The organism is Polycladomyces subterraneus (assembly GCF_030433435.1).
GTDB lineage: Bacteria > Bacillota > Bacilli > Thermoactinomycetales > JIR-001 > Polycladomyces > Polycladomyces subterraneus.
In genome coordinates this window covers 196,079-215,746 of the sequence record NZ_JANRHH010000047.1, presented here as the reverse complement: position 1 = coordinate 215,746, position 19,668 = coordinate 196,079, and the positions used below count along the sequence as shown (strand labels likewise).

Annotated in this window: 16 protein-coding genes; all 16 read right to left on the bottom strand. The window is 54.9% G+C overall.

The genetic code is table 11. The features are described from left to right. Positions 1 to 43: 43 nt before the first annotated feature. A complete protein-coding gene (ftsA, locus tag NWF35_RS13945; RefSeq protein WP_301239898.1) occupies positions 44 to 1,282 on the bottom strand; it encodes a cell division protein FtsA in 1,239 nt (412 codons plus the stop codon). A gap of 204 nt (positions 1,283 to 1,486) precedes the next feature. Next, a complete protein-coding gene (locus tag NWF35_RS13940) occupies positions 1,487 to 2,236 on the bottom strand; it encodes a cell division protein FtsQ/DivIB (protein ID WP_301239897.1) in 750 nt (249 codons plus the stop codon). Between the two features lie 165 nt (positions 2,237 to 2,401). After that, positions 2,402 to 3,688 carry a UDP-N-acetylglucosamine 1-carboxyvinyltransferase gene (gene murA / locus NWF35_RS13935; RefSeq protein WP_301239895.1) on the bottom strand — a complete coding sequence of 429 codons (1,287 nt, stop codon included), beginning with the start codon at positions 3,686 to 3,688 and terminating at the stop codon, positions 2,402 to 2,404. Between the two features lie 14 nt (positions 3,689 to 3,702). Next, the gene (murB, locus tag NWF35_RS13930; protein ID WP_301239894.1) at positions 3,703 to 4,611 is read right to left on the bottom strand and encodes a UDP-N-acetylmuramate dehydrogenase; all 909 of its coding nucleotides are present in this window, start codon (positions 4,609 to 4,611) and stop codon (positions 3,703 to 3,705) included. A 108-nt stretch (positions 4,612 to 4,719) separates the two neighbouring features. Then, positions 4,720 to 5,835, bottom strand: a complete 1,116-nt coding sequence (murG, locus tag NWF35_RS13925) for an undecaprenyldiphospho-muramoylpentapeptide beta-N-acetylglucosaminyltransferase (RefSeq protein WP_363321622.1) — start codon at positions 5,833 to 5,835, stop codon at positions 4,720 to 4,722. Positions 5,836 to 5,862: 27 nt separating this feature from the next. Further along, positions 5,863 to 6,960, bottom strand: a complete 1,098-nt coding sequence (spoVE, locus tag NWF35_RS13920; protein WP_301239892.1) for a stage V sporulation protein E — start codon at positions 6,958 to 6,960, stop codon at positions 5,863 to 5,865. A gap of 41 nt (positions 6,961 to 7,001) precedes the next feature. Beyond that, on the bottom strand, positions 7,002 to 8,372 hold the full coding sequence (gene murD / locus NWF35_RS13915; protein ID WP_435873903.1) for a UDP-N-acetylmuramoyl-L-alanine--D-glutamate ligase: 1,371 nt from the start codon (positions 8,370 to 8,372) through the stop codon (positions 7,002 to 7,004). Further along, on the bottom strand, positions 8,369 to 9,391 hold the full coding sequence (gene mraY, locus NWF35_RS13910; RefSeq protein WP_301239963.1) for a phospho-N-acetylmuramoyl-pentapeptide-transferase: 1,023 nt from the start codon (positions 9,389 to 9,391) through the stop codon (positions 8,369 to 8,371). Before mraY ends, murD begins: the two co-directional genes overlap by 4 nt. Before the next feature lie 10 nt (positions 9,392 to 9,401). After that, complete coding sequence (locus NWF35_RS13905; RefSeq protein WP_301239891.1) at positions 9,402 to 10,796, bottom strand: UDP-N-acetylmuramoyl-tripeptide--D-alanyl-D-alanine ligase; 1,395 nt, start codon at positions 10,794 to 10,796, stop codon at positions 9,402 to 9,404. A 17-nt stretch (positions 10,797 to 10,813) separates the two neighbouring features. After that, entirely contained in the window at positions 10,814 to 12,286 is a 1,473-nt protein-coding gene (locus NWF35_RS13900) for a UDP-N-acetylmuramoyl-L-alanyl-D-glutamate--2,6-diaminopimelate ligase (RefSeq protein ID WP_301239890.1), read from the bottom strand. A gap of 114 nt (positions 12,287 to 12,400) precedes the next feature. Then, positions 12,401 to 14,329: a stage V sporulation protein D gene (locus NWF35_RS13895; protein ID WP_301239888.1), complete on the bottom strand. Its 1,929-nt coding sequence runs from the start codon at positions 14,327 to 14,329 to the stop codon at positions 12,401 to 12,403. Positions 14,330 to 14,486: 157 nt separating this feature from the next. Beyond that, positions 14,487 to 16,232, bottom strand: coding sequence for a peptidoglycan D,D-transpeptidase FtsI family protein (locus NWF35_RS13890; RefSeq protein WP_301239886.1), 1,746 nt, complete (start codon positions 16,230 to 16,232; stop codon positions 14,487 to 14,489). A 14-nt stretch (positions 16,233 to 16,246) separates the two neighbouring features. Further along, on the bottom strand, positions 16,247 to 16,660 hold the full coding sequence (gene ftsL, locus NWF35_RS13885; RefSeq protein WP_301239885.1) for a cell division protein FtsL: 414 nt from the start codon (positions 16,658 to 16,660) through the stop codon (positions 16,247 to 16,249). Positions 16,661 to 16,671: 11 nt separating this feature from the next. Further along, the gene (gene rsmH, locus NWF35_RS13880; RefSeq protein WP_301239884.1) at positions 16,672 to 17,604 is read right to left on the bottom strand and encodes a 16S rRNA (cytosine(1402)-N(4))-methyltransferase RsmH; all 933 of its coding nucleotides are present in this window, start codon (positions 17,602 to 17,604) and stop codon (positions 16,672 to 16,674) included. Between the two features lie 19 nt (positions 17,605 to 17,623). After that, a complete protein-coding gene (gene mraZ, locus NWF35_RS13875; RefSeq protein WP_301239883.1) occupies positions 17,624 to 18,061 on the bottom strand; it encodes a division/cell wall cluster transcriptional repressor MraZ in 438 nt (145 codons plus the stop codon). A 141-nt stretch (positions 18,062 to 18,202) separates the two neighbouring features. Then, on the bottom strand, positions 18,203 to 19,462 hold the full coding sequence (locus NWF35_RS13870) for an adenosylhomocysteinase (protein ID WP_301239881.1): 1,260 nt from the start codon (positions 19,460 to 19,462) through the stop codon (positions 18,203 to 18,205). Between the last annotated feature and the right edge of the window lie 206 nt (positions 19,463 to 19,668).

The following is a 19,668-nucleotide window of genomic DNA, read 5'->3' as shown; positions in this document are numbered from 1 at the left end:
TTGTCCCTCCCGTTTTCTCTCTTTCCTGTATCCCTGCCGCGCTTTAAATGAACTCGCTCAACCAATTTTTCATCCGTTCCAGCGGTGATGGACCCTTTGGTTTCCTCGCACGTGTCGGGCTTTCGGTATCCGGTTCCACCAGGCGAACCATCCGCCGTTTCAACAGATAATGCACCATACCAATGCCGGCGGTATACGAAGGGTCCTGTACGCCGATATAGTCAGGAACAGCCACCCGGACCGCCTGACCCAGCTGATCCTGGGCCACGGTTAAGATATGGGGCAAGGACATCACACCGCCAGTCAACACATACCCGCCGACCGGATTCTTGGAAAAGCCGAGCTCTTCCACTTGTTGCTGGATAAGGTGAAACAACTCTTCGACACGCGGTTCGATGATCTGTGCGAGCTCCCACTGGGTCACGCTCTTTTCCCGCTGGCTGCCGATGGTCCGTATCTGAAACGTAACCTCTTTGGAAGCTTCCTGCACCGATGCGACACCATACTGTCGCTTGATCTTTTCGGCCGTTTCCGTATCCGTCTGCAAACCGATGGCGATATCGTTCGTAATGTTGTCCCCACCGACCGGGATGACGGCGGTGGCCGCCAAATGTCCGTGTTGGAACACGGAGATCGTGGTGGTTCCTCCACCGAGATCGGCCATAACCACTCCCAAGTTTTTCTCGTCCGCTGATAAACACAATTCACTCGTCGCCATCGGCAACAGCAGCATGCCGGCCACGCTCAACTCCGCTCTTTCCACACACCGCAACACATTGTGGATCACCGTCTTGGCCCCGGTGACGATCAAGGCATCCACTTCCAGGCGAACGCCGATCATCCCGTGCGGATCGCGGATTTCACCCAATCCGTCCACGATGAATTGTTTCGGCATCACTTCAATGATTTCCCGCTCCGGCGGCAATGCGATCACTCTGGCCGCTTGCAATACCCGTTCGATATCCTGAGAACCGATTTCCCGATCTTCGCTGGAAACCGCTACAACCCCGTGGCTGGGCTGCAACGAAACGTGGTTGCCGGAAATCCCCACAAACACTTCCGAAACCTCTATTCCCACCATTCGCTCCGCGTCATCCACCGCTTCCCGAATGGACTGCACGGCATGGTCAATATCGATGATGGCTCCCTTCTTCATCCCCCGCGAGACCGCCGAACCGACGCCGACAATATGGATGTTTCCGTTCGCATGCACTTCGGCGACGATCAATCGGACCCTGGATGTTCCAATATCTAAGGTGACGATGTATCCTCCGTTGCTCAATCTTGGGCACCTCCTTGCCCGGGAATCGATCTCTGTGTGGTGGAAAAACATTGGTACTTATTTCAAGACAGGGGGGAGTGAAGGGAAAAACATTACTCCAATAATTCAACACCCACCATGCTTTCCCCTTTTTCCTTCCCAATTTTTTCTGTTCACCATGTTTGTTTAAAAAGAGTTACAGAAGTTAGTAAATAACAACTCATTTTACCTTTTGTTATCGGTGGAACCATTCGCTTTCGGATAGGAAGGGATGAACCACGTGGTATCCATCAAGTACAAGGTGCCTCGGGGGTGATCTCGAAAAGCGGGGTATAGGGCCATTTTCTCCCGAAAATCCGACACTCTCACTTTGACCAAATGGCCTTCTCGCGTGACAACGCCAACCAGATCCGAATAGGTCGGATGCTCGACAGGTTTCACCAAAATGATGTCCTGATGAATGTCCGGGGGCAAACCGACCAACGCTTTGGCCAGCGTTGCCGCTGCACGATCGTCACGCCATCCGGTCAGCAACGGATGATGCTCCCTGGTTGCCGGGGCATGGGACCGGTGCAGGACCGTACCGTTGGCCAATACGGGAAACCGCGTTCGGCCCGCGTCCCACCAAGCTACTTGTGGATATTCCGTTACACGAATATGTACCGTTCCTGGAAAACGCTTGGAGACTTTCACCGAGCGAACCGCCTGGATCGAACGCAACCGCATTTCAACATCTTCGTTGCTCCATCCGAAAAAGGACATACCCTGCTTCAATCCCGATTGTTTCACCAAGTCCTTTTCGGAACACCACCGGTTCCCCTCGATTTGAATGCGTTCCACTTTTCCGAGTGGTGATTGCAAAAACAAGATCACCAATATCCCGGTGAAAAAACCCAATATCACCCAATTCGCCCATCGGGTAGACGGGCGATCGGAGCGGTGCGGCAGGCGGAAAGGCGGAATCCGCTGTTCCATCCAAAGTATCTCCTTTCCCGATTGGGACCCATTTGACCGCGTGGTTCTTTGGAGGTGGTGTCATTTATCTATGTTACCACAAAAAACCCGTGATCCCTGCCCTCAAAAATGAAAAAAGTTCCACATGCTCCCTTTTCGATGATGTCTCACAAAAACAGCGGCACATCACAAAGTGCCGCTTTCCATCGAAGGAATTTGGTCTGGAACCCGCTGAATCCTGCCTCCCAACCGTTGAAACATCTGGTCCAGCCTATCATATCCTCGTTCAATATGCTCAACACCATACACACTAGTCGTACCATGAGCGGCAAGACCCGCGATGACCAACGCCGCACCGGCGCGTAGGTCGGTGGCTTTCACCTGTGTGCCGCTGAGCGCACGCACCCCGCGGATTTGCACCGAATTGTCCACGACCTCAAGATCCGCCCCCATTTTCCGCAGTGCGTCAACATGTTTCAACCGTGCGTCAAAGATCCTCTCTCTGATGACGCTGATTCCTTCAGCCAGCGTCAAGAGTGACATCATCTGCGGTTGCAAGTCGGTCGGAAAGCCGGGATATGGCTCTGTATGGATTTCTCCCACGGCCTTCAGCTCTCTGCTGCCACGGACCCACAACGTGTCTCCATTCGTTTGGATCTCGGCACCCGCTTGTCGGAGCAATAACAACATGCAGTGCAGATGTTCCGGAATGGTGTGGGTGAGGGTGACTTCGCCGGATGTGGCCACGGCCGCTGCGACCAGTGTTCCCGTCACGATTCGATCCGGGATGATTTCGTAGGGAACCGGCCGCAACCGCTTCACCCCGCGGATAATGATCGTATTCGTTCCTGCGCCTTCAATGTCGGCGCCCATTTGATTCAGATAGCGTTGTAAATCCACAATCTCAGGCTCACGTGCGGCATTTTCGATCACGGTGATACCATCCGCCAATACCGCCGCCATCATCACGTTTTCGGTCGCACCTACGCTGGGGAGATCCAGACGGATCGTTGTGCCGACCAAGCGCTTGGCGGTACAACGGATCAGGTCACCCGTTTCTTCGATTTGCGCCCCCAGCATCTGCAGTCCTTTTAAATGCAAGTCAATGGGACGGGCACCGATCGCACAGCCGCCGGGCCGTGTGACGCTCACTTCCTGAAAACGGGATAACAACGGGCCCATCAAAAAGATGGACGAACGCATCCGCCGCATCAAGGTGTCGGGGATATGGGAGGTTCGAAGTGTGGTCGTATCCACCACAACACGGTTACCAAACCGTGTGACCTTCGCGCCGAGTGCTTCCAAGATGCAGCCCATCACATCGATGTCCGACAAACGAGGGACATCGTACAATTCATGTACACCGTCGGCCAGCACCGTGGCGGCCAAGATGGGAAGAGCCGCATTTTTGGCACCTTGGATGCGAACGGTTCCGCACAGAGGCTTTCCACCCTCGATGAGAAAATGCTCCAATGTTCCACCTCCGTTTACCCCTCGCCCACCACCTGAACTTCCGGCTCCAAGGTAGTTCCGAATTTCTCTTCCACCGTCCGGATGATGTGATGAATTAGGGTGAGAACATCTTTCGCCGTGGCTTGGCCCCGGTTGATGATAAAGTTCGCATGCAAGGTGGAGACTTCCGCGTCGCCCACGCGATACCCCTTTAATCCGGACGCTTCGATCAGTCGTCCGGCATGGTCTCCCGGCGGGTTGCGAAACACACTACCCGCACACGGATATTGCAGAGGTTGGGTTTTCCGACGTCGGTCTTTGTTGCGGGCCAGGATGGAGGCAATCTCCTTCCGGTCACCATATTGCAGTTGGAAAACGGCTTCGGTTACGATGCCCCGGTACTTGGTTTGCAAGGATGATGTGCGGTATTGGAATTCCAGTTGTTCATTGGTCAACGTGATCCACTCGCCCGTTTCCAATAACACCTCGGCCGACTCCAACACTCGCGACACTTCCGAGCCGTGCGCCCCCGCGTTCATGTATACGGCGCCCCCCACATTACCCGGAATGCCACCTGCAAATTCCAATCCCGTCAATCCATGTTTGGCGACCATCGATGTCAAACGGATGACGGAATAACCTCCACCGACGATCACACGGGTGCCTTCCACTTTCAAATCATCAAAACCGGCTCCCAGTTTGATCACCGCACCACGAATACCACCATCTCTGACCAGCAAATTGGACCCACGTCCGATCACGCGCCACGGCAGACCGTGTTTCCTCACAACAGCCATCGTCCGCTCCAATTCCGCCTTGTTGCGGGGAGAAATGAAGATGTCCGCAGGCCCGCCCACTTTCCATGTCGTGTGACGGGATAAAGGTTCGTTCAATGTCACATTTTGAACGCCAGCCAGTTCCAAATCGCGTACGACTTCCTTCATTCCTGTTTCCCCCCTCGACCAACCTTGCACAAAGCGTGAGCGGAGCGTGATATACGATATCTTATGCCCGCCTCCGTTTGATGTGACGACCGCCTATTAGGGATCCGTCTAATTTTTGTGATTGCGTACCAATTGTTCCAGTTCATCCACCAGCACCTCCGCTGCATCCGGTCGCCCCAGCTGACGGGCCGCCGTGCTCATCGATTGATGCCGCTCCCGATCTCCGAGAATCTCCTTGATCATGGCAAACAAGGTTTCGCCGCTGCACTCTTTTTCCAACAAGACCCGAGCCGCGCCCTTTTTCTCCAGCAGTCGGGCATTGGCTTCCTGATGGTTGTTGGTGACATAAGGTGACGGAATCAGGATCGACGGCAGTCCCAGAGCGGTCAACTCCGCCAATGTCGAAGCTCCGGCCCGACCCACGAACAGGGACGTGGCAGCTAAGACATCTGGCATGTTATACAAAAACGGGCGAATAATCAAGTTCCCGCTGGTCTGTTCACCCACTTTGGCCACGACGTCATCATAGTGAGCTTCCCCCGTGACATAAACGAATTGGATATCGGAGGCCGACGCCATCAGCGGCACCATCTGCAACACCGCCTCGTTGATCGGACGGGCACCCCGACTGCCACCGACGAACAGAACGATCGGCTTGTCCGAACCAGTGAGACCAAGCGACTCCCTACCGGCCACAGGGTCCGCATGCACCACCTCCGTCGCGCGGGGGTTTCCGGCATGAATTACCCGTTTGGCACTGTGGAGATGTTGCTCCGTTCCTTCAAAACTGATCGCCACTGTGTCGACAAAACGGGACAGAAACCGAATCGTTAAGCCCACGATGACGTTTTGTTCATGGATCAAGGTTGGAATACCCAACTGGTGGGCAGCATATACGGCCGGGCCGCACACATAACCTCCTGTACCCACCACCACGTCGGGTTGAAACTCCTTTATGTATTCTTTCGATTTTTTGACGGCACGGATAAATTTGGAAATGGTCTGCACGTTTTCCCACGTCAGTTTCCGCCGGAAGCCCTGGATTTCCACCGTAAAGAAGCGGATGTTCTCCTCTTTGGTGACGATGCGGGATTCCAATCCGTTTTCCGTACCGATATATCCCACTTCCACGTCGGGATAACGTTTGCGTACTTCCCGCATCACCGCCAAAGCTGGATAGATGTGTCCACCCGTACCACCGCCGGAAAGCAAAATCCGTTTCATATTCATCCCCCGCATTCTTTGGTGTCTTTACCTGGTGTAGCGGGACAGATTGAGCAAAATGCCCACAGCGGCAAGCGTCAGTGTCAGGGAAGAGCCACCGTAGCTTAAAAAGGGCAACGTAATCCCGGTGACGGGAAACGCCCCGGTGACGACGCCGATGTTGATGACGGCCTGAATGGTGATCATCGCCGTCACCCCCGTAGCCAGCAAACTGCTGAACAAATTGGGAGCCATAATAGCCACTCGAATCCCCCGCCACACCAGTATCGCAAACAACACAATCACCGTGCCTGCACCAATAAAACCCAGCTCTTCCGCCAAGATCGAAAAGATGAAGTCCGTATGTGGTTCCGGCAAATAAAGATGTTTTTGCCGGCTCATGCCGAGACCCAAGCCCATCAATCCGCCGGGACCGATCGCATAGAGTGATTGGATGAGATGATATCCGGCACCCAGCGGATCTTGCCACGGGTTGAGAAATGCTGTGATCCGCTTGATCCGGTAGGGTGCAGCCAACACCAACGCAGCAAACCCACCTACACCCAACAATCCCAAACCGCCCAGGTGGGAAAGACGGGCCCCCGCGGCATAGATCATGGCAATCCCCGTCCCCACCAATACGGTTCCTGTACCCAGGTCAGGCTGCATCATGATCAGGGCAAATGCCGCACCTACAATGGCCAATGGAGGGAGAAGACCCGTTATGAAGCGGTGCATACCATCAACGTGCTCAGAAAGATAGCGGGCCAAAAACGCAATCATCGCCAGTTTCATAAACTCCGACGGCTGAATGCTGAACGCACCGATCCCCAACCAACTGCGCGCACCGCCACGCAACAGGCCCACTCCGGGGACCAATACCACGATTAACAGGAGGAAACAGAGAATGATACCAGGCCTGGCCCACTCAGCAAACCGCCGGGGGTCCAGATTGGAAATCACAAACATCAGGAATACGCCCAAACCTGCGAACAACAACTGACGTTTTGCATAGAAAAACGCGTCGTCGTACCGATGATACGAATAGGCGGCACTGGCGCTGTACACCATGATGACCCCGATGGCCAGCAATAACAGAATCGCCGTGACGATCACGTAATCCGGGTTGGTTCGCATTTTGGACATGGGCGTTGTTCACCTCGTTCGTCGGATTGGGCAAGCCCTCTCTACAGCCTATGCACGGCTTGTTTAAAAATGCTTCCCCGCTCCTCAAACGAAGTGTACATATCCCAGCTGGCACATGCCGGCGACAACAGCACCACGTCGCCCGGTTGTGCAGCCCTGCTCGCTTCCGCGACCGCTTCCGCCACATCCTTCACGCCCCGACGAATGGGCACCCCGGCCTCTTCGGCACGCGCGAGCAAGATGGGAGCCGACTGTCCGTACGCCACCACTGCCTTCACTCGCTGGGCAAAAACCGGAACCAATTCGTGAAAATCCACTCCGCGATCCAAGCCGCCTCCGATCCACACGATCGGCTGCTCAAAGGATTCCAATGCCCGAATCGCGGCCTGGGCATTGGTAGCTTTGGAGTCATTATAATACGCGACACCGTCCACTGTCCCCACGTATTCCAACCGGTGCTCCACACCGCGGAAGGTACGGAGTACATTCACGATTGCATCCGTCGGACATCCGCAAAGATGGGCGATCACGGCGGCGGCGAGTGCGTTTTCCAGATGGTGTGCCCCCGGTAGTGCCACCTCTTTTACTGGAAGCAACGAGACTTCCCCTTTATCCGTCCGCAGACGAATCCACCCGTCTTCCACCATCGCACCGCGTGGGACCGGCTCCCGACGACTGAACCACCACACGCGGCTTTTCACCACCGACGCCGTTTCCCTGCATACCGGGTTATCCCAGTTGAACACAGCTACATCCTCCGACGTCTGATTCCGGAACAGACGCTGTTTGGAGGTGATGTAGTCTTCCATCGTCCCGTGATAATCCAAATGGGCTGGCACAACGTTGAGCAAGGCGGCCACATCTGGGTGGAAACGTTCCGTCCCTTTGAGCTGGAAACTGCTCAGCTCCACCACCAGCCATTCATCAGGCCGGGTTTCCTGCACCACATCCGATAACGCCATGCCGATGTTGCCGGCGACCCGGGATGGAATTCCCCCAGTCGAGAGCATCTGCCCCACTAAGGAAGTGGTGGTCGTTTTCCCGTTGGAACCAGTGATGCCGACCAACCGGGAAGCGGTTAATCCGCCCGCCACCTCCACTTCCGTGATAACGGGAATTCCCATCTCCTGTGCCTGACGAACCGGGGCAGCCGAGTAGGGAATCCCCGGGTTTTTGACGAGTATGTCCACACCATTCGTCAGCAAATCGTCAGGATGGTGACCGCAAATCACCTGAATCCCGAGCGTTTCCAGCTCATCTGCCTCGGGACATGCTTCCCGTGGCTTTTTGTCATTCACCACCACTTGCGCGCCCAAACGGTGGAGCAGCTTGGCCACTGCCGCACCGCTTTTGGCCAGACCGAGTACGACCACGGATCGGCCGGCCCATTCTTCGGCGTCGCGCAACATCATAGGAACACCTCCAGATAGATGCCCAAAAGCGCAAAGATGAACCCTGCAAACCAGAAGGTGGTAACCACACGCCATTCCGACCAGCCAGACAACTCAAAATGGTGGTGAAGCGGGCTCATACGGAAAATCCGTTTGCCGCGTAGCTTAAACGAGGCTACTTGCAACATCACGGACAATGTTTCCACGGCGAATACCGCCCCGATGACGGGCAACAACAATTCCGTCTTCGTGATGACGGAGAGCGCCGCCAAACCGCCTCCCAATGCCAATGAACCGGTATCGCCCATGAAAACCTTCGCAGGGTGCGCATTGAACACCAGGAATCCCAGCAAAGACCCCACCACGGCCATTGAGAAAATGGTGACGGTGATGTTGCTTTGCATCCAACCGATCACGGCAAAAGCGCCATAGGCGATCGCCGCTGTCCCTGCCACCAAGCCATCCAAACCGTCGGTCAAGTTGACCGCGTTGGATGTACCGATCATGATGAACAGCAGCAACGGGAGATACAACCAGTTCAGATGCCATTCCAGACCGGTTCCCGGAATGTGAACGGAAAAAATGTACCCGATGGTTCCTTCATGATACACACGAACCTCAAGCAATACCCAAAAGAGAACCAGGCCGATGAACAACTGCCCCAACAGCTTCTGTTTGGCGGTCAACCCCAGGTTCCGCTTCATCACGACCTTGATGTAGTCATCCAAAAAGCCGAGAATCCCGTATCCCAACGTGGCGAATACAAGGAAAAACAAGTCCGGATTAATTACATTCTCCACGATGTTGTTACCAAACGGGAGTGCTGCACTAAACGGAATGGCCGTCAACACGATTGCCGTCAAAAACATGATACCGCCCATGGTGGGGGTTCCCGCTTTTTTCATGTGTGCCTGCGGTCCTTCCTCGCGGATGCTCTGACCGAATTTCAACCGCCGCAAAACCGGAATCACCATTGGTCCGAGCAGGATTGTGATCCCTAGCGCCACTGCCAGCGGAATCAAAAAGAGGCGAATGTCCATCGTATCCATTTTAGTCTGTTTTCTCCCCTTTTGTTAAATCTTTCACAACCTCATCCAGTTTGACAGCCCGGGATGCTTTCGCCAATAGGATCACCTGCGGTTCCCCCTGTTCCTGCAAGGTTTGAGCCGCTTCTGATCGTGTCTTGAAATGGCGAACCGGGATGGTGGGATTGGCCGATGTCACCCCTTCACCTATCCACCGGGCTTTCTCTCCCAGCGTGTAGACGCGGGACACACCTTTTTCCGCGGCATACCGCCCGATTTCACGGTGATACGCCGCTTCTTGGGCACCAATTTCCATCATGTCGCCCAGGAGCACCCACTTCTCTTTTCCCTCATCCAGTTCCATAAGCAGGTCGATGGCGGCTCGCATGGAAGTGGGGCTGGCGTTGTATGTGTCATCGATGATTAGCATGCCCTTCGCCGTCTTCCTTAGCTCCAAGCGCATCCCTGTCAATTGTGCTTCAGACAATCCTCGGCCGATCTCTTCTTCACTCAAACCTAACAACCTGCCGACGGCGGCCGCCATCAGCGCATTGACAGCGTTGTGTCTACCCAGGAGCGGAATGGAAAAGCGCGCCCCCGTCTGTGCAGAAGTGAAAGAAATGCCGGACAACCCATCCAAGCTGATCGATTCTGGACGATCGTCATTATCGCCCCCCCAACCGATTTTCACCACTCTGCGTGATTCTCGCCTCACTCGCTCCAACAATAACGGTTCGTCCCCGTTAATCACCCAGGTGCCGTTCGGGGCCAATCCCTCGCCAATTTCGCATTTGGCATCGGCGATGGCGGAACGACTGCCCAGGTGTTCCAGGTGCGACTCACCGATGTTGGTGATGACGGCCACATCCGGTTTGGCAATCCGCGACAAGAGCGCAATTTCCCCCTTGTGGTTCATGCCCATTTCCACGACGGCTGCTTTCGCCTCCCTGGGCAAGGACAATAGAGTCAAAGGCACGCCGATGTGGTTGTTCAGATTGCCCTGTGTTTTGTGTACACGATAGCGTAGCGACAGTACGGATGCGATCAGGTCTTTGGTGGTCGTCTTCCCGTTGCTGCCTGTCACGGCGACGACCGGAATCGACCACGTGTCGCGATAGGCTGATGCCATCGCCTGCAACGCCTCCAGGGTATCCGACACCAGAATAAACGGCACTTTCGCCGTCTCGGGTACAGGCCGGTCCTGTTGCCACAAACAGGCGGCGGCTCCCTTGTCGACCGCATCCCGCCAAAAATCGTGCCCGTCAAAACGTTCTCCCACCAGCGGCACGTACAGCTGATTCGGCTGCATCGTGCGGGTGTCAGTCGACACACCCTTGAACACGAGACGACGGTCGGACACAGTCCCCACCAAACGACCGTTCGTCACCCTGGACGCCCATTCACACGTTTGTTCGATCATACTCGTTCCTCCCGCTCTCACGAACGCAGCGCTTCTCTGGCCACTTCCCGATCATCAAAATCATGGCGCACGCCGTTGATCTCCTGATACGTTTCGTGCCCTTTCCCTGCAATCAATACCACATCACCCGGACGCGCCCGACGGATCGCTTTGAAAATGGCCTCCCGACGGTCGACGATCACATCGTACCGGTCTTTCGGCACTTCTTTCACGCCCTCCACCATATCCGCGAGGATCGCCTCCGGATCTTCGGTGCGGGGGTTGTCCGACGTAAACAGGGCGACATCCGCGTAAGTTGCAGCGATCTTCGCCATGATGGGACGCTTGGTCCGGTCACGATCTCCACCGCACCCCACCACGCATAGTATGGTGCCTTCGGCAAATTCGCGAATCGTTTTCAGCACATTTTCCAAACTGTCCGGTGTGTGTGCGTAATCCACCAGCACGGTGAACGGTTGACCTTCATCCACTTTTTCAAACCGGCCGTTGACACCGGAAACCGATTCCAGGCTCCGCTTGATGTGTTCGAGTGGAATCCCCTCGGCCAATGCGGTTGCCGTAGCAGCAAGCGCGTTGTAGACGTTGAATTTGCCTACCAATTGCAAGTGGAGATCGACATCGCCGCGGAACGTGCGCAACACGAACCGCGTACCGTCCGCACCCTGGCGGATCTGTTCGGCCCGCACATCGGCGGCCTGTTCGATGCCGTATGTAATCACCTGTGCCGGGGTAATGCGGGCAAAATAAGCGGAAGCCTCGTCATCCGCATTCAAAATCGCGTACCGGTTGTCGGCCGGATCGTCTTCGTAACGATTGCCCAGCTGGCTGAACAGCAAGCCTTTAGCCGCCCGGTACTCTTCCATCGTTTTGTGATAGTCCAGATGATCCTGCGTCAGGTTGGTGAACACGGCGGAATGAAACTCGCATCCCCGGGTTCTCCCCAAATCCAAAGCATGTGACGATGCCTCGATCACCGCGTAAGCACATCCAGCGTCCCGCATCATGCGGAATCCTTTTTGCAGTTCAACGACATCCGGCGTTGTGTTTTGAACCGGGTAGGTGCGATCGCCGATCTGCATGTGGATGGTGCCGATCATGCCGGCCGGAGTGCCGGAATCGTTCAAAATACGCTGAATCAGATGCACGGTGGTTGTTTTTCCGTTGGTACCAGTCACCCCGATCAATTTCAATTCTCGGGTCGGATGGCGATAAAACGTGGCCGCCAGCACAGCCATCGCCCGCCGGGTATCCGGTACGTGTACGCTCGTAACGGGTACGTCGACGTCTTCTTCCACCAGCACAGCGACGGCACCCTGTTCGACCGCTTGGCGAACAAAGCGGTGACCATCCACGGTAAACCCGCGCAAGGCCACAAACAGGTGGCCGGGGCGTACCCTGCGGGAGTCCGTCTCGATCCCAGTAATCTCGATGTCGGCATTTCCGACCACTTTCGCGATGACGAGCGGCCGGAGCAACTCATTTAATTTCATCAAGCCGCTCCTCCTCCGATTTTTCCAGTTGAAATGAAACGACCCTGAAAAAAGAAAAAGACACGAGAAATGCCAGGTAGGTTCCTGGCATGATGATTTTTGCACATCCCTATTTTAATCCCCTTTTCCCGATTTGTCACCCAAGTAGATTCGAATCGGTGTTCCCTTTTTTACCCGTTGTCCCGGTTGCGGAAGTTGGTCCACCACATAAGATCCGCGCCCCGTCGCCAGAAGGGGGAAGGAATACAAGCTGTTGCGGATCTGGCTCACGTTTTCCCCGATCAAATCGGGAATCTCCACATAGGGAACTGAAGTAGGTGTATTTTCAGGAGGAACTTGGTTTTTCCGTTTAGGAACACCCAAATATCTCAAACTATCATCCAATATGCGCCCCACGATCGGAGCAGCGACCACCCCGCCGAACTGGATCCCTTTCGGATTGTCCACCGCCACATAGACGACCAACCTTGGATCGTCGGCAGGGGCAAACCCGATGAACGATACGATGTGATTGTTTTGCAGATATCGTCCGTCCGGTCCCACCTTTTGCGCTGTTCCCGTCTTTCCGCCGACACGGTAGCCGTCGACGAACGCTTTTCTCCCCGTTCCCTTGGCAACGACATATTCCAGTGCCTCTCTCACCTTGCGCGAGGTTTCTTCGGAGATAATCCGTTCTTTCTTCCCAGGATCCTCCTTTTCCACCACATGGCCCGTTTCCGGGTCCAACCATGCCTTGGCCAAATGGGGTACTACCCGATAACCGCCGTTAATCGCCGCCGAAACAGCCGCCACCTGCTGAATCGGCGTCACTGACACGCCTTGGCCAAATGCGGTGGTCGCCACTTCCACCGGTCCTGCTCGTTCGGGGGAGAAGAGGATCCCTTTGGCTTCCCCGTTCAGGTCAATGCCCGTTTTCCGACCGAATCCGAATTTACGGATGTAGGAAAAGAGTTTCTCTTCCCCCAGCCGTTGACTCATATTGACAAACCCAGGGTTGCAGGAGTTTTCCACCACTTCCAAAAAGGTTTGGTGCCCGTGCCCGCCATGCTTCCAGCAACGCAGCCGGGCACCGCTCACATTGATAAAACCGGGATCGGTGAACCCTTCCGTCAAGCTGATCTTTTTCTCTTCCAACGCCGCTGCCAGCGTGATGATTTTGAAGGTGGACCCAGGTTCAAAGGTTTTCCAGATCGGTAAGTTGCGGTTGTAAACCATTGGATCGGCATCCCGGTAATGATCGGGATTAAATGTGGGCCTGCTGGCCATGCCCAACACTTCTCCCGTACGCGGGTCCATCGCAATGGCCAGCACGTTTTCCGGTTGATATTGTACCATCGCCTGGTCCATTTCCCGCTCCAACACGCTCTGAATATATAAATCGATCGTTGTGACCAGATCCATTCCGTCTTTGGGTGGGGTGAACGATTCAACGCCGCCCGGCAGTTTTTCATGCCGTGCATTGGCCTTGAAGGAAACGTACCCTCTCACCCCGCGAAGACGTTTGTCGTATTCCAATTCCAAACCGGCCAGGCCCTGATTGTCGATACCGGCAAACCCCAGTACATGGGCGGCCATAGCACCATGGGGATAATAGCGTTTGCTGTCTTCCGTCACGGCAATCCCTGGCAGACGCAACGCCTGAATGTCTCTGGCCTCGTTTTCTGAGATTTTGCGCCCTTCTTTTATCCAAACGGTGAGCGAACGTTTGGTGATTTGCCGATAGATACTCTCCTCGGGAGCTTTCAGAATCCGCGCCAACAAGCGGGCGGTTTCCGCAGGATCCTTCACCTGAGCCGGAATCGCCATGACTGAAGGCGTGCTGATGTTGTATGCCAACACTTTCCCCTGACGATCCAAAATTCGCCCCCGCTTCGCCTCAAACGGAATATTACGGTTCCACAACTGTTCCGCTCGCTCCGTCAACCAATCTCCCTTGACGAGTTGTACGTAGGCCAAGCGACCCAACAATCCCGCAAACAAAACGATTACCACAATCAATGCCGCGAACAATCGACGGCGAACCATCGCGCTGGAGATGCGCAATCCGCTCCCCTCCCCGAACAGGATATCCTATGAGACAACCTATTCCCGGAATGGGAAGAACATGACAAGAAGCCACGTCAAAAAACTCCTTCAACATCATGTCCTGCTTCTTTTGAAGGAGATGACGCCCAATGGAAAAACCGCTCCCACCGATGCTTCAAGGAGCGGTTTCAGTACTCGTACGGGGCGGGATGTGCAGGACTTGAAACGCCTTTTGGAACAATTCCTTGGCGATCGGTGCCGCGACGGTGCCGCCCGTGGCACCACCTGAAACAGTTGGCGCATCAATCGCCACGTAAACCACTACTTTGGGATGATCAGCAGGTGCAAATCCGATGAAGGAAACGATGTATTCTCCCGGAATGTAACCGCCATGGGGAGATGTTTTTTGCGCCGTTCCTGTTTTCCCGGCAATGTCGTAGCCGGGCAGATCCGCTTCTTTGCCGGTGCCGTACAACACCACTCCGCGCAGCAGTTGCCTTACTTCTGCGGCAGTATTGTCGGAGATGACATTTCGGGTCCGCGGTCGAATCATTTGCATCCTTCCGTGTCGTTCGGGATCCTGGATCGCCCTGACCACATGTGGTTGGACCCATTTTCCGCCGTTGGCAATCGCCGATACCGCCGCCACCTGTTGGATTGGCGTCACTGCGATTCCCTGTCCGAAAGCGGTAGTGGCCAATTCCGACGGATACAACGGCCGGCCGTAGAAAACGCCGCGCGCTTCCGCCGGAAGGTCGATCCCCGTTTTCCGGCCGGCCTTAGCGGTGATGCGGCCGAATCCGAACCGGTCGATATACTTTTCCAACCGGTCTGCTCCCAATGCTTGCCCCAACATGACAAAGGCCACGTTGCTCGACAGATATACCCCTTGCCGGAACGGAATTACCCCCCATCCCGTCTCGTTCCAATCGTGTATCACCCGGTCTTTCACTTGAATCGAGCCGGAGGGATACGTTTCGTCCGGATGAAACACCCCTTCTTCGATTGCGGCCGCCAGCGTCACAATTTTAAACGTGGAACCGGGTTCGAATTGACTGCTGACGGCTAAATTGGTCGTGTTGATCCCTGGTTTCCATGTTTTGGCATAACGACTCGGATCAAATGTGGGACGATTGGCCATCGCCAAAATCTCGCCGGTGTCAGGATTCGCCACGATCGCGGTCGCCGCTTTGGCTTGATATCGTCGCATCGCTTGTTCCAAAATTCGCTCCACTTCATATTGCAAGCGATTGTCTATAGTGAGCATCAAATTTTTCCCGTCCCGTGGCGGTTGAAATGTTTCAACTCCACCTGAGAGCTTCCAACCGTTGGCGTCTTTTTGAAACGACCAGGAACCAGGCTGGCCGCGAAGTAATGAGTCATAACGCTGTTCAACGCCGCCAGTCGCTTGATTGTCCATATTAATGAACCCCAGTACGTGCGCCGCCAATGGACCTTCCAAATAGACGCGCATCGTTGCAGGATACGAATAGATCCCATCCAGATCCAACTTCATGATCCGATCGCGTGTTTGCGGGGAAACTTTGTAGTTATTGCCGTCCCGCAATTCGACCTGACCTTTTTTCTTAGACAGTTTGGCCACTAGTTTGTCCTCGGGAATACCCAACAGTGGAGATAATTTCTTGGCATAGGCGCGAGGATCTTTTACCAAGCTCACATCTGCGGCAATGACATAGGCGGGCATGGATTGAACCAGTACGTTGCCGTTGCGGTCCATGATGGTTCCGCGGCGAGGTTCAAGCACCTTGTTGATTCGCCAGTTGGCTTCCGCCTTTCTGCGAAGATCGGATGCGTCCACGGTCTGAATCCAGAACAGTCTACCGATTATCACCATGAACAAAAGGATAAAGAATACCCCGATCACCAGTGAACGCAACTGGCTGCTTTTGCTTTTTTCCATCTGTTTCTTCGTATTCACCCCTCATGGTTGGCTGGTTTCTGTTGCTGGGCGGCGGAAGATTGACCGGGAACGGGCAACATCTTGTAAGACTTCACCCGCTTCATCCCTTTCTGTTCCGCATATTCACGAATGCGCTCGTCGCTGGACAACTGTTTCTGTTGGATTTCCAGCTGTTGGTTTGTCTCCTGCAACTCCCGGATCTGGCGGTCCATTTGTTGGGAGGAGAGATTGAGCGCCGTCAGTTCGGCGTATTTGGAGAGGATAACAGAGGCAAGTGCGACGCAAACTACCACACTCAACAAATAGAGGAGCTTCTCGCCGGTGGTCAATCCGTGCGCCCGCTCCGTTCGGGGCTGTTTGGATTGCCGGGTGCCCCGCCGGCGCTCCTCCACAACAGCCATCGCGACGTTTCCCCGGTATTCTTTCATCTCTGACCCTCCTATAATTTCTCCGCGATGCGCAATTTGGCCGATCGGGCTCGCGGATTTTCTCTGATCTCTTCTTCTGACGGCAGGATGGGTTTTTTGGTGATCACACGCAAAACCGGTTGTTGATTGCAGACGCAAACCGGAAACTCCGGCGGGCAAGCGCAACGTTTTTCTTTCTCCTGGAACGTGCGTTTACAGATCCGGTCTTCCAATGAATGAAAGGTGATCACGGCCACCCTCCCTCCCGGGTTTAAGCCGTCAATCGCCTGCTCCAATGCCGATTGAAAGGCGTTTAGCTCGTCATTGACCGCGATGCGAATCGCCTGAAACGAACGACGCGCCGGATGAGGGCCCGTTCGACGTGCCGGTGCCGGGATGGCTACCTTGATGATCTCCGCCAACTCTCCCGTCGTCTCGATCGGGGAAACCCTTCGACGGTTGACGATCGTCCGGGCAATCCGCCGAGCAAACCGTTCCTCTCCATATTGAGATAAAATGCGCGCCAACTCCGCTTCGGGCCAAGTGTTAACCACTTCCCGGGCGGTTAGAGGCGCTTCGGGGTCCATCCGCATGTCCAACGGCGCGTCCCGGTGGTAGCTGAATCCTCGTTCGCCTTCGTCCAACTGCGGCGAAGACACGCCAAGGTCAAACAAGACACCGTCCACTCGTTCCAAACCCAGCGATGCCAATATTTCCTTCAACCGCCGGAAATTGCTTTTGATCAAGTGGACTCTGCATCCCACGTCGCGCAGTCGTTCATGCGCCGCTTGCAAAGCGGCATCATCCTGATCGATGCCAATCACGGTACCGGCTGGGCCGAGATGTTCCGCAATCAGGCGTGTATGACCCGCTCCCCCCAGCGTACAGTCGACATACACGCCGTCCGGCCGAACATTCAGCCCCTCCACCGCTTCATGTTTGAGCACGGTCTCATGTTGAAACACAGTTGTTCATCCTTTTCTCCTACAATTCCAGATTGAAATCTACGAGCTTTTCCGCGATTTCGTTGAACGAATCCTCAGAGGCCGCGTAGTAAGCTTCCCACGATTCTCCACTCCAGATTTCCACTCGGTTGGAAACGCCGATGACGACACACTCTTTTTCCAGTTTGGCATACTGACGAAGATTGGCAGGAAGGGTTACCCGCCCCTGCTTGTCCAACTCGGCTTCAATCGCGCCGGAGAAGAAAAAGCGGGTAAACGCGCGCGCATCCGCACGGGTAAACGGCAGCGACTTCAGTTTCTCCTCTAGTTGTTTCCACTCCGTTCGAGGGTATGCAAACAGACAGTTGTCCAAGCCACGGGTGATCACAAACGGCGCGCCCAACTCTTCGCGAAATTTCGACGGGATGATCAAACGACCTTTTTCGTCGATGGCATGCCGGTATTCACCCATGAACATGGAACTGCCCTCCCCTCGCTACCCCCTTCCCTCCACTTCCCCCCACTTTCCACCACATTGTAAATTATACCACGGGCATACTAAAAAATCCTGCGCATAGGCGCAGGATTTTTTGATAGGAATTCAATTTTTTGTCAACCCTTACACTTTCCAGCTAGCGAGGTACTCCTCTTGGTCTTCGGTCAGATCGTCGATTTGCACACCCAAGGACTCAAGTTTGTAACGAGCCACCTGTTCGTCCAGATGATACGGAACGTCGATGACGTGACGACCGATTTTTTCATGGTTGTCATGTACGTAAAGCAGGCACAGGGCTTGCAGGGCAAAGGTCATGTCCATGATCTCCGCCGGATGTCCGTCGCCTGCAACCAAGTTGACCAACCGGCCTTCTCCGAGCAGGTAGATCTTCCGCCCGTCTTGCATCACAAATTCCTCAATGTCCTTGCGTACAACGCGCTTACTGACCGCTTGCTCTTCCAACGCGAGTTTGTCGATCTCCACATCGAAGTGACCCGCATTGGCCAAGATGGCTCCACTTTTCATCAACGGATAATGATCACCGGTGATCACAGCGCGGTTGCCGGTTACGGTCACGAAAATGTCGCCATATTTGGCTGCTTCCATCATCGGCATCACGGTGAAACCATCCATGTGCGCTTCGGTCGCTTTGATCGCGTCCACCTCGGTGACGATCACACGTGCACCCAAACCTTTGGCACGCATGGCCACCCCTCGGCCGCACCAGCCGTACCCCACAACGACAACCGTTTTGCCGGCTACGACGAGGTTGGTCGTGCGCATGATACCGTCCCACACGGATTGTCCGGTACCGTACCGGTTGTCGAACAGGAATTTGGAGTAAGCGTCGTTGACCGCCACCATCGGGAATTTCAACTCACCCGCTTTTTCCAATGCGCGCAGGCGCAGGATACCGGTCGTCGTCTCTTCGCATCCGCCTTTGATTTGCTCGATCAAGTCTGGACGTTCGGCGTGCAGGATACCCACCAGATCCCCACCATCGTCGATGATCAGATCCGGACGGGTTTCCAGAGTGCGAATCAGATGCTCCTTGTACTCTTCCGGTGTCGGGTTGTATCTGGCAAACACTTGAATGCCCGATTCAACCAATGCCGCACACACGTCGTCCTGTGTCGACAACGGGTTGCTGCCGGTGATTGTCACTTCCGCACCAGCGTCCCGGATCACCTCCGCGAGATTGGCCGTCTTCGCTTCCAAATGAAGCGAGATCGCCACTTTCTGACCGGCCAGCGGCTTTTCAGCGATGAATTTTTCACGAATCCGGTTCAACACCGGCATGTGTTCGCGTGCCCAATCGATTTTGAGACGACCTTGGGGCGCCAAGCTCAAATCTTTCACCATGCTCGTTTCTCGTACGTTCATGAAACAGTCCTCCTTACATCATTTCGTTATGGATATCTATGTGTCATTCAGCCGTCCCGCCCCCCATTGACCGACTTCCAGTCCGCCGTATGGTAACAAGACGGTGAAAACCCTTTAGCTGAGGCTGATAGCAAAGATGCCGCGAATAGCCCGTCTTCTGCGTCTGCACAGTATCCCTATTCAGAATCGCTCAGCCGGGAGACGGC

Excerpts from the sequence above, each read along its gene's own strand:
- murD (WP_435873903.1), bottom strand. The coding sequence starts at position 8,372 with ATGATGTTGCGCGACGCCGAAGAATGGGCCGGCCGATCCGTGGTCGTA.
- ftsL (WP_301239885.1), bottom strand. The coding sequence starts at position 16,660 with ATGAAAGAATACCGGGGAAACGTCGCGATGGCTGTTGTGGAGGAGCGC.
- mraZ (WP_301239883.1), bottom strand. The coding sequence starts at position 18,061 with ATGTTCATGGGTGAATACCGGCATGCCATCGACGAAAAAGGTCGTTTG.
- NWF35_RS13940 (WP_301239897.1), bottom strand. The coding sequence starts at position 2,236 with ATGGAACAGCGGATTCCGCCTTTCCGCCTGCCGCACCGCTCCGATCGC.
- spoVE (WP_301239892.1), bottom strand. The coding sequence starts at position 6,960 with ATGTCCAAAATGCGAACCAACCCGGATTACGTGATCGTCACGGCGATT.
- NWF35_RS13900 (WP_301239890.1), bottom strand. The coding sequence starts at position 12,286 with ATGAAATTAAATGAGTTGCTCCGGCCGCTCGTCATCGCGAAAGTGGTC.
- NWF35_RS13890 (WP_301239886.1), bottom strand. The coding sequence starts at position 16,232 with ATGGAAAAAAGCAAAAGCAGCCAGTTGCGTTCACTGGTGATCGGGGTA.
- mraY (WP_301239963.1), bottom strand. The coding sequence starts at position 9,391 with ATGGACATTCGCCTCTTTTTGATTCCGCTGGCAGTGGCGCTAGGGATC.
- NWF35_RS13905 (WP_301239891.1), bottom strand. The coding sequence starts at position 10,796 with ATGATCGAACAAACGTGTGAATGGGCGTCCAGGGTGACGAACGGTCGT.
- murB (WP_301239894.1), bottom strand. The coding sequence starts at position 4,611 with ATGAAGGAAGTCGTACGCGATTTGGAACTGGCTGGCGTTCAAAATGTG.
- NWF35_RS13870 (WP_301239881.1), bottom strand. The coding sequence starts at position 19,462 with ATGAACGTACGAGAAACGAGCATGGTGAAAGATTTGAGCTTGGCGCCC.
- murG (WP_363321622.1), bottom strand. The coding sequence starts at position 5,835 with ATGAAACGGATTTTGCTTTCCGGCGGTGGTACGGGTGGACACATCTAT.